The sequence below is a fragment of the Phormidesmis sp. 146-20 genome, from assembly GCF_052939475.1.
Genome location: NZ_JBJPHT010000027.1, coordinates 69,110 through 78,319, shown reverse-complemented (window position 1 = coordinate 78,319; position 9,210 = coordinate 69,110). Strand labels below are relative to the sequence as shown.

Here is a 9,210-nt window from a genome sequence, read left to right as displayed (position 1 = left end):
ACCAGCCGATGAAGACGAAGCGGTCGCGTTTCAACCAGTCGTCCAGGGCATCAAAGATGCCTCTGCTCGGTTGTTGCGCGCGTCCAACTGCAATGGTCATAGCGCAAAGCTCCAAAAAAGTTTAGATAAGTACAGTGGCAAAGCACCTTGTCTTAGATCTAGCGCCTTACATAGAAAGTGAGCAACGCTGGAGACAAAGTTTACTTTTCTTTACTATGTCACTGATTATAGAGGCATGTCTCAGAAATTTCTAGCTAGATTGCGGTTTGAAATGAGAATTTGTATATATTTGTTTACATAGTCCCTACAAAATAATGTTTCGATCGCGCAGGTTGGACTTCCGAAAGGCGGCAACTCTGGGCGGCTCAGGTATTGCATTGGAGTTTGGCAGAGATTTGGAGAGCTATCGGTGAATCTGGCAAAGGGCATTTCTGATTAAAAAATTTTGGTCAAGCCGTTACTCGTCAGATTTGCGATACTAGAGTCTGGCTCTCCGTAACGAACTTTACACTATGTTCATCATTGAATTGACTCTCAAAAACACGCCCATTCCCCTTTCAGTGCAGCGCAAATCAGCCGAAGAAGCGGACGCTACCTACCAAGAGATCGTTGAAGCGATGCGATCGGGAGGCAGCAAATTAATGGAGCTGACCTGCGATCGACAGATCGAAAAGAAACTCGCCGTTCTTAGCGACACGATCGCGGCTGTGTCCGTTTATGAGAAATCGAGTGCTTCATCTTCGGGCAGAACACCTGGTTTCTTTGCGATGGCGGAATAGTTTTGCAGCATGACTGATTCAACGCTGGCCATTCAAGTTCACAATCTCTGTTTTGGATTTCCCAAAGGCGGAGCAATTTTGCAATCTTGCTCTTTGGAGGTTCCCAGAGGGGAGTTTTGGATGCTGTTAGGCACGAATGGCAGCGGCAAATCAACGTTATTAAGGTTGTTGGCGGGGTTACTGACAGCAGAAGCAGGGGAGGTTCAAATATCACCCCCTGTAGGCTTTGTGTTTCAGAATCCCGACCATCAGCTTGTGATGCCGACGGTGGGCGCAGATGTGGCATTTGGGCTGGTGCCAGAAAAATTATCGACATTGGAAACCCGACAGCGAGTGGAGGAAGCTTTGTCTGCGGTAAATTTAATGGCCTTTCAGCGTCGCCCGATTTATGCCTTGAGCGGGGGACAAAAACAGAGAGTGGCGATCGCGGGAGCCATTGCCCGACATTGCGAAGTTCTCCTTTTAGATGAACCGACTGCGCTGCTTGACCCGGATAGTCAGTTAGACCTCGTTGCTCAGGTGCAAAAGTTAGTTGCCAGCAGAGGAATGACAGCTCTTTGGGTCACCCATCGTCTTGAAGAGTTGAACTACTGCGATGGCGCGTTTTTGTTAGAGAACGGACAGGTGGTGGATAAGGGCGACCCTCAGAGATTGAGAGAGCGATTGATGCAGATGGAAGTCCCTGAATTGTAAATTGATTTAAAGTCGCAAAAGTTAAGCCGTGACTGGGTTTATGTCAGTTGTCGCTAACCTAAAGTGCAAACTTTTGTGTACAAGTTTTGTTTAAAGGTGCAACTATTAAGGAAGTGAGGAATACCTACTAAAGTCAACCTACCTTTTTGAGCGATGCCACGCTCCACGCCCCAAGCCATGTTGTTAGTGGACGGCTATAACATAGTCGGAGCTTGGCATGATCTAAAACAGGTGCGCGATCGTGAAGGACTTGAAGAAGCCAGGCGCAAATTAGTCGAAGCGCTAATGGGCTACAGTGCGTTCCAGGGGTTCGACACGCAGGTGGTGTTTGATGCCCAATATCGCGATAGTCCCAGCAATCGTGAAGTGATCACTGAGCATTTGTGCGTTCACTATACAGACTTGGGGCAAACTGCGGACACCTATATTGAGCGTACCTGTGCAGATTTTCGGCATGATATTCGCAAATTTAAGCAAAGGCTGATTGTAGCGACCTCTGATCGCGCCCAGCAGCTTACGGTTGTCGGCTATGGAGCAGAGTGGATGTCGGCTCAACAGCTTGCCAATGAGGTCGATCATATTGCTCGTCGAGTTAAGCGCAAACAAAAAGACAGCAAAAAATCTTCTGGTCGCTTTTTATTCAATTCACTTGATCCGATCGCGCAACAACGCCTCGCAAATCTACGTCACGGCAAGCTCGAAGAATGAATTTTAGAAAAGGCTTGCCAAATCGTTTTGTTTATCGGTAATATAGGATTCGCAATGAGCGCACGTTCCTCAGTAGCTCAGTGGTAGAGCGATCGACTGTTAATCGATTGGTCGCTGGTTCGAATCCAGCCTGGGGAGTTTTGAAAGTTAGGGATGAGGGATGAAGCTTTGCGTTTCAAATCTCACGAGTCGGACAGCCAAAAATATTGGTCGCTTGATCCACAGGTCACGTTCCTCAATCATGGCTCATTTGGGGCTTGTCCTTTGCCTGTATTGGAGTTTCAGCAGGCTTTACGGGAGCGGATTGAGCGGCAGCCCTTACAGTTTTTTGGGCGAGATCTGGAGGAGTTGCTTGATCAAGCCAGAATTGAGTTGGCTGAATTTCTCAAAGCTGAGATAGATAGTTTGGTATTTGTCTCTAATGCGACGACGGGAATTAATACTGTTCTGCGATCGCTGAGATTTGAGCTTGGGGATGAGTTGTTGACGACCAACCAGGAATACAACGCCTGTCGAAACGCACTAGATTTTGTAGCAGAACGGAGTGGGGCCACGGTTGTGGTAGCTGAGGTGCCTTACCCCATCGCTCATTCAAATCAGATTATCGAACCCATTCTCAAAGCGGTCACTCCCAAAACTCGATTGGCGCTACTGGATCATGTCACCAGTCAGACGGGGTTGGTGTTTCCGATCGCTCAACTGATCCAAGCCTTAAGAGAGCGGGGAATTGACACGCTAATCGATGGGGCGCACGCGCCGGGAATGATAGAGCTTGATCTAAAAAAATTGGGAGCAACCTACTACACAGGTAACTGTCACAAGTGGCTTTGTGCGCCCAAAGGGGCTGCTTTTTTATATGTTCAGCCAGACAAACAGTTTCAGATTCGACCCTTAACGATTAGTCATGGAGCAAATTCGCCGAGGCGCGATCGTTCTCGCTTTCAGTTAGAGTTCGATTGGACGGGAACAGACGATCCAACTGCGTATTTGAGTGTGCCAGAAGCGATTCGGTTCATGGGTTCGCTCTTGCCGGGTGGTTGGATTGAGTTGATGGCGCAAAATCGAGCCAAAGCGTTGGCAGCGAGACAGATTCTCAGTCAGATTTTGCAGGTTTCTGCACCCAGTCCTGATGAAATGGTGGGTGCTCTAGCGACCTTGCCGCTACCGGATGGCTCCTACACAGCGTTACAGGATGCTCTGCTAGAACAGTTTGGCATCGAAGTGCCGATCGTACCTTATCCCACAGTTCCCAGGCGACTTGTTCGCGTTTCTGCCCAGATTTACAACCAGTTGGATCAGTACGACTATTTGGGGCGATCGTTACTTACGCTTTTGTAGCATCGGGTTCTCAAGTGACAGCGCTTCTCCTGGGAATTACAGACTTCGTGTAGCCAAATGCTAGTTCAGATTCCGCAATCCTTCCTAGAACCTGACAAGAGCGGGTTGGGCACCTTAAGCGAGTTAGAACTGCACGACTGCGACGTGCCGCACACCGCTACCTGGACGCTTAACTCATGCCACTTCATCCTCTCAAATTTCCGCTCTGGCAATATCTGACTCAGCCCGTCTTTCAATCTGCCTATCCGCTTGTTTTAGATCCGCGTCGATTTAACCATCATTATCAAGTCGAGCTATTAGAACGGTGTCTCGCTAAAAGCGTCGAATCTCGCCGGGACTAGCGCTCGTAAGAATAGATGTCACCATCTTGCTGAAACAGATGAGACGATCGTTCTGATAAGAGTTGCAGGTCTTCAGCATCCAGGTTCTCGGTAAAAGCGTCTACATTTTGTTGAATGTGTTGGCGATCGAGAGTCAGCCCAGAGATCACAGACTGTACACCCTGCTGCTGTTTTACCCAGTTTAAGGCAACTTGAGCGATCGTCTTTTTGTATTTTTGAGCGACCTGAGCCATCGTCTCTAACAGTGCAGTGACGGGAGTCCAGCCTCCATGAGCGTGTATCATACTGCTGTAGTAAAAAGATTGGGCGTGGTCAGGAGCCATTTGGGGAGCGGCAACGCCTCGATATTTATCAGACAAAAAGCCACCTGCCAGTGGGCCGTAAGGCAAAATTTCGATCTGGTGTTTGAGACAAAACGCTTGCATTCCATTTTCGACTCGGCGGTCAATCAGGCTGTATTGAAGCTGATGAAGGTCGATCGGCGCGTATTGTATCGCCTTTTCTATCATGGACGTATTGAAGTTGGTCACCCCTAGTTTGGTAATTTTGCCCTGCTCGATCAAATCGTTAAATTGAGCAAACGTGGACGCAAAATCAAGCTGCGGATCGTGCCAGTGAATCTGAACATAATCAAGGCGATCGCGCTGCAAATTTCGTAAAGAATTCTCGATCTTGCTGCGAATCTGGTTGGCAGAAGGAACGCCGCTAAAAAAAACTGCCTTCGTCAACACCGTGCAGTCTCGCCCTTTGAGCAATCGCCCCAAAACCTGCTCACTGCGTCCATAAATGTCAGCCGTATCAAACGAGTGAACGCCTCGCGCTAGGTAAGTGTCGATCGCGCGTTCGAGACTGGCTTCGGGAATGGGCTTCCAACTGCGATCGTCTAATTGCCAACAGCCGACTGTGAGAGCAGACAGACCCAACTTTGAAGGAGAACGCATGGCAAAAAACAAATGCAGGGAACTTGGCAGGATGTCTGACTTGATTGAGTTCTCCTTAAGAAGGGCTGGGAAAATCACTGCCTAGAGCGCTCAGTGTGGAGATCACCCAAACCCTTCTAAGAAGGGAAAACATGAATTTAAGGAACGCTTACTGTTCTCGAACCAGACGTAAATAGTTTTGCTGAAGTTGAACGTGGTTTTGGGCCAGCCGCTCGGAGACTTCTTTTTCGACATTGCTGAGTTGTTGCCAAAAAGCAGCCGATCGCCGGGCAGTCAAAACTTCCGTCCATAGGGCATTGAGTAACGCTTTAGCGGGAGAGTCTTCTGACACGGTGGACTGTAAGTATGAAAAGGCTTCTGTAGCTTGAGTGTGCTGAGTTGGATCTTGAGCGAGATGAAGACAGACTTGAAGCTGATCGAGTTGATGTTGGGTAAGTGGTTGCATAATAAGTGAACTGGAAGCTTCTCCTGATAACAGACGCGATTGGCAGGGGCGATCCTGAAATTTTGAACGGTTAGCCTCGGAGTTTTCTGCCTTCAGGCTTTTTGGCCGTTGAGCTTCTGAGCAACCGTTCAAAGTTTACAAGCCTGCTGAATTTCTCTTGACGAAGCTCAACGATCGCCCTTAGCTTGCTGAGGATTTGTTACATTTTTTAATTGTAGCTTTAGGCTATCTCACCCGACCTATTATTCAAGCGTATGACGAGGCAGCGAGTTCTTTCTGGCATTCAAACAACGGGCTATCTCCATCTGGGAAACTATTTGGGTGCGATCCGCAACTGGGTAGAGGATCAGAGTCAGTATGACAATTATTTCTTTCTAGCAGATCTGCACGCGATTACGGTACCCCACGATCCCAAAACGCTGGCGGCCGATACTTATACGATCGCGGCTCTCTATTTAGCCTGTGGATTGGATTTGCAGTACAGCACGATTTTTGTTCAGTCTCAGGTGCCTGCTCATACGGAGTTTGCCTGGTTGCTGAGTTGTATTACACCGTTAAACTGGCTGGAAGATATGATCCAGTTCAAAGAAAAAGCGGTGAAGCAAGGGCAAGAAGTCGGGACGGGACTGCTGACCTATCCGGTGCTGATGGCTTCTGATATCTTGCTGTACGAACCCGATAAAGTGCCCGTCGGAGAAGACCAAAAGCAGCATTTAGAACTGACCCGTGATCTGGTCGATCGCTTCAATCACAAATTTGCCACTCCAAAGGAGCCTGTTCTCAAGCGTCCTGATCCGTTGATTCGATCGGCGGGCGCACGAGTCATGAGTTTGACAGATGGCACCAAAAAAATGTCGAAATCTGACCCGTCAGAACTGAGTCGCATCAATCTGCTTGACCCTCCTGATGTGCTTCGCAACAAGATCAAAAAGTGCAAAACTGACCCGATTAAAGGACTGGTGTTTGGCGATCCAGAGCGTCCAGAGTGCAACAATTTGCTGACGTTGTACATGATTTTATCCAATCAGACTCAAGAAGCCGTCGCCGCAGAATGTCAGGACATGGGCTGGGGACAATTTAAACCATTGCTGACCGAAACGACGATCGCTGCCCTTCAACCCATTCAAGAAAAGTACAGCGCCATTATGGAGGACAGAAGTTATCTAGAATCGGTGCTGCGCGAGGGACGGGAAAAAGCGTCGGCGATCGCCAATCAAACCCTCAAAAAGGCCAAGCAAGCGTTGGGATATGCGTTGCCGGGAGAGTGAGGCGTGAGGCGTGAGGCGGGGTGAAGGCTTCTGAAACTCAACACTTCTCTTTAAGCTGCCGTAAAACTTCGTGGAGTCCCTTTAACTTTGGACAAAATGACCGATAGGCTAGAGCAAATACCCTGAACTCGCACATTGAACTTGCACATTGCCCATGCTCGATACTCAAGCTCCGATTTCCTCGTTTCGTACGGCTGCTTTGTCTGGAGAATTTCTGATCACCGCAGAAGTCGCTCCGCCTAAAGGCAGTAACCCGGCTCATATGATTGCGATGGCGCAGACGCTCAGGGGGCGGGTTCATGCGGTCAATATTACGGATGGTAGTCGGGCGGTGATGCGGATGTGTTCGCTCGTCTCGTCGTTTCTGCTGCTGCAAAATGACATCGAACCGATTTGGCAGGTCGCCTGTCGCGATCGCAATAGTATCGGTCTGCAAGCAGACTTGATGGGGGCCCATGCGCTGGGGATTCGGAATGTGTTGGCGCTGACGGGCGATCCGGTGAAGGCGGGCGATCATCCCGATGCCAAAGCCGTGTTTGAACTGGAGTCGGTCAGACTGTTGCAACTGATTCGGCGGCTCAATTTGGGGTTTGACTTGAATGAAAAGCCGTTGACCGACGAAGCAACCGATCTGTTTGTAGGAGCGGCGGTCGATCCTCAGTGTGGCAGTTGGTCAGGGTTACAGCGTCGCTTCGATCGCAAGCTAGAAGCCGGGGCGCAGTTCTTCCAAAGTCAGCTAATTTCAGATTTTGACAAACTCGCGAAGTTCATGGATCAAATCGGTTCCCCTTCTGGAAAGCCAGTTCTGGCGGGAATCTTTCTGCTCAAGTCTGCCAAAAATGCTCAGTTCATTAATCGCTGTGTGCCGGGGGTGCAGATTCCGGATCATATTATCGATCGCTTAGAACGGGCCGCTGATCCCCTTCAAGAAGGCGTGATGATCGCTGCCGAACAGGTGCAACTGGCGATGAAGCTCTGTCAAGGCGTTCACATGATGGCCGTCAAGCGTGAAGACTTGATCGCACAGATCCTTGACCTGGCGGGGATTGCTCCCCTGACAAAAGTTTCGGTAGAAGCAAAATCTTTCAACTAAGTGGCTGATGTGAAAGGGAAGGGCTACGATCGAGCTATCCAAAGTTTTATCAACACGAATCGCTAGAATTTCAGAGCAACGTGAATTCATGTTTTTAGCTCCGGTTGCAGACGCGGCTTGCTCCCCAAACTTCCTATCAGTAAGAGATTTTGAACCAAAAATCTTGTCTTAAAGTCTCCCAGAGTTGAAGGGTTAGGGGCAGAAGCGTTGAACACCGAAGCGAAGGAATTGAATTCATAGCAAAACCGACGATCGCCCCTCCTAATGACTGAAACGAATGTCTGAAACGATTATTTCCCGTAACCCCTTTGTTGTCGGTAAACCTGTTCCGCCTGCGTTCTTTACGGGGCGAACTTCCGAAATCGAGACGGCTTTTGACCAAATTCTCAGCAAAAGTAATCTGGCAATCTGGGGCAGTCCGGGAATTGGCAAATCGTCGCTGTTAGAACTGCTCGCCTCTCCCCTGGCGTGGCAACTGAGAGGACACAATCCTTCTGCTGCGGTGATTGTGTTGCTGAGTTGTCTGAGCGTTCACCCATTTAATGGGTCTAACTTTTGGCGAGAAATTTTGAGCTTGATGAAAGACGCGCTAGACGGCGAAGCAGACCTTCAGGCAGAAATTAGTGCCCTGCTAGACAAGGAAACCACCACGAAAGACAGTCTGCGATCAATCCTGCGATCCCTGGGCAAACATGAGAAATTTTTGGTGCTGCTAGTGGATGACTACGACGCGGCACTTCATCCCCAAGACGGCTACACCGACACCGACATTGCCACCTTTTTGAGCGACTGCCGAAATCTCGCTTCTCACTCCAAAGAGCGACAGTTTCTCTCGATGGTTGTCACCTCGATTCGACGGCTTAACGAACTGGGGCCTGCTTTAAAACCCGGCGGTTCTCCCTGGTACAATCACTATTTGTTTCAGCCGCTCAAGCCCTTTACCGAAACGGAAGCCGCCGCCCTGCTTGGCTCAATGCCGATGACTCCGGCCCTCCGCGATGGCATTCGAGAGATCGCTGATGGTAACCCAGCTTTGCTTCAAAACGCAGGCCATTTGCTCTATCGAGAACTGCGATCGGGTCATGTCCCCAGCGCCGAAGCGTTTGCCAGAGATTTTGAACGCGCAACCGAGCAATATTTTCAAGACATGTGGCGGCTGGCCAGCGAGGTTGAGCAAACTTTGATGATGCTGATTGCGCTATCTGCCCTCAAGGGTCGATTACTCAAAAAGCGCTACGATCTAGGAGATGTGGATCTCGTTTTTAGTCAAAAAGAGCGAGAACTGACTGATCTAGAGGAGCAGGGCACGATCGTTTCGGGGAGACAAGAAGGCAAAAAATGGTACGCCTTTGCATCGTCGATGATGGAATGGTGGGTGATTAAGGAGATCGAAAATAGCAACGAAGAATCGCTGCAAAATCGTCAAAAGGTGTTTCTCAACCTGATGAGCCATAAACAAGCAGAAACGGTGACAAAAGCGATCGAATGGCTATGGCAACACAAAGAAGAAGTGCCCTCGACGCTGGAATGGATTGGGAAAGTCTCAGCAGCATTGCCCAAAGGCTTGATTCAGGGTTAATCTAACCCAATAGACAAAAACTTGA

General features: G+C 49.2%; 10 protein-coding genes and 1 tRNA gene. 9 read left to right on the top strand and 2 right to left on the bottom strand.

Annotation, left to right across the window (positions count from 1 at the left end):
- Window positions 1-512 precede the first annotated feature (512 nt).
- The 6 genes from ACKFKH_RS20090 to ACKFKH_RS20065 all read left to right on the top strand — a co-directional run bounded on the left by ACKFKH_RS20090 (window position 513) and on the right by ACKFKH_RS20065 (window position 3,859).
- Window positions 513-779, top strand: coding sequence for a hypothetical protein (locus tag ACKFKH_RS20090; protein ID WP_446860118.1), 267 nt, complete (start codon window positions 513-515; stop codon window positions 777-779).
- 9 nt (window positions 780-788) lie between these two features.
- On the top strand, window positions 789-1,472 hold the full coding sequence (locus tag ACKFKH_RS20085; protein WP_446860117.1) for an ABC transporter ATP-binding protein: 684 nt from the start codon (window positions 789-791) through the stop codon (window positions 1,470-1,472).
- Window positions 1,473-1,625: 153 nt separating this feature from the next.
- A complete protein-coding gene (locus tag ACKFKH_RS20080) occupies window positions 1,626-2,180 on the top strand; it encodes an NYN domain-containing protein (protein ID WP_446860116.1) in 555 nt (184 codons plus the stop codon).
- Window positions 2,181-2,246: 66 nt separating this feature from the next.
- Window positions 2,247-2,318 (top strand) — tRNA-Asn (locus ACKFKH_RS20075).
- A 30-nt stretch (window positions 2,319-2,348) separates the two neighbouring features.
- Window positions 2,349-3,518, top strand: coding sequence for an aminotransferase class V-fold PLP-dependent enzyme (locus ACKFKH_RS20070; protein WP_446860115.1), 1,170 nt, complete (start codon window positions 2,349-2,351; stop codon window positions 3,516-3,518).
- A gap of 176 nt (window positions 3,519-3,694) precedes the next feature.
- The gene (locus ACKFKH_RS20065; protein WP_446860114.1) at window positions 3,695-3,859 is read left to right on the top strand and encodes a hypothetical protein; all 165 of its coding nucleotides are present in this window, start codon (window positions 3,695-3,697) and stop codon (window positions 3,857-3,859) included.
- Here the strand turns inward: ACKFKH_RS20065 and ACKFKH_RS20060 are convergent.
- Both ACKFKH_RS20060 and ACKFKH_RS20055 read right to left on the bottom strand, forming a co-directional pair.
- A complete protein-coding gene (locus tag ACKFKH_RS20060) occupies window positions 3,856-4,800 on the bottom strand; it encodes an aldo/keto reductase (protein WP_446860113.1) in 945 nt (314 codons plus the stop codon). The two genes, ACKFKH_RS20065 and ACKFKH_RS20060, sit on opposite strands and share 4 nt — an antisense overlap.
- 148 nt (window positions 4,801-4,948) lie before the next feature.
- The gene (locus ACKFKH_RS20055; RefSeq protein WP_446860112.1) at window positions 4,949-5,245 is read right to left on the bottom strand and encodes a hypothetical protein; all 297 of its coding nucleotides are present in this window, start codon (window positions 5,243-5,245) and stop codon (window positions 4,949-4,951) included.
- A gap of 254 nt (window positions 5,246-5,499) precedes the next feature.
- Here ACKFKH_RS20055 and trpS point away from each other — a divergent pair, with 254 nt between their 5' ends.
- The 3 genes from trpS (at window position 5,500) to ACKFKH_RS20040 (ending at window position 9,185) form a co-directional block, all read left to right on the top strand.
- On the top strand, window positions 5,500-6,513 hold the full coding sequence (gene trpS, locus ACKFKH_RS20050) for a tryptophan--tRNA ligase (protein WP_446860111.1): 1,014 nt from the start codon (window positions 5,500-5,502) through the stop codon (window positions 6,511-6,513).
- A 154-nt stretch (window positions 6,514-6,667) separates the two neighbouring features.
- Window positions 6,668-7,606 (top strand): methylenetetrahydrofolate reductase, encoded by a 939-nt coding sequence (locus tag ACKFKH_RS20045; protein ID WP_446860110.1) that lies wholly within the window; start codon window positions 6,668-6,670, stop codon window positions 7,604-7,606.
- Window positions 7,607-7,883: 277 nt separating this feature from the next.
- Window positions 7,884-9,185, top strand: a complete 1,302-nt coding sequence (locus ACKFKH_RS20040) for an ATP-binding protein (RefSeq protein ID WP_446860109.1) — start codon at window positions 7,884-7,886, stop codon at window positions 9,183-9,185.
- The last annotated feature ends 25 nt before the right edge of the window (window positions 9,186-9,210 follow it).

Bases quoted from the DNA above. Each gene is read 5' to 3' on its own strand.
- ACKFKH_RS20090 (WP_446860118.1), top strand. From the start codon at position 513: ATGTTCATCATTGAATTGACTCTCAAAAACACGCCCATTCCCCTTTCA.
- ACKFKH_RS20085 (WP_446860117.1), top strand. From the start codon at position 789: ATGACTGATTCAACGCTGGCCATTCAAGTTCACAATCTCTGTTTTGGA.
- ACKFKH_RS20080 (WP_446860116.1), top strand. From the start codon at position 1,626: ATGCCACGCTCCACGCCCCAAGCCATGTTGTTAGTGGACGGCTATAAC.
- ACKFKH_RS20065 (WP_446860114.1), top strand. From the start codon at position 3,695: ATGCCACTTCATCCTCTCAAATTTCCGCTCTGGCAATATCTGACTCAG.
- ACKFKH_RS20060 (WP_446860113.1), bottom strand. From the start codon at position 4,800: ATGCGTTCTCCTTCAAAGTTGGGTCTGTCTGCTCTCACAGTCGGCTGT.
- ACKFKH_RS20055 (WP_446860112.1), bottom strand. From the start codon at position 5,245: ATGCAACCACTTACCCAACATCAACTCGATCAGCTTCAAGTCTGTCTT.
- trpS (WP_446860111.1), top strand. From the start codon at position 5,500: ATGACGAGGCAGCGAGTTCTTTCTGGCATTCAAACAACGGGCTATCTC.
- ACKFKH_RS20045 (WP_446860110.1), top strand. From the start codon at position 6,668: ATGCTCGATACTCAAGCTCCGATTTCCTCGTTTCGTACGGCTGCTTTG.
- ACKFKH_RS20040 (WP_446860109.1), top strand. From the start codon at position 7,884: ATGTCTGAAACGATTATTTCCCGTAACCCCTTTGTTGTCGGTAAACCT.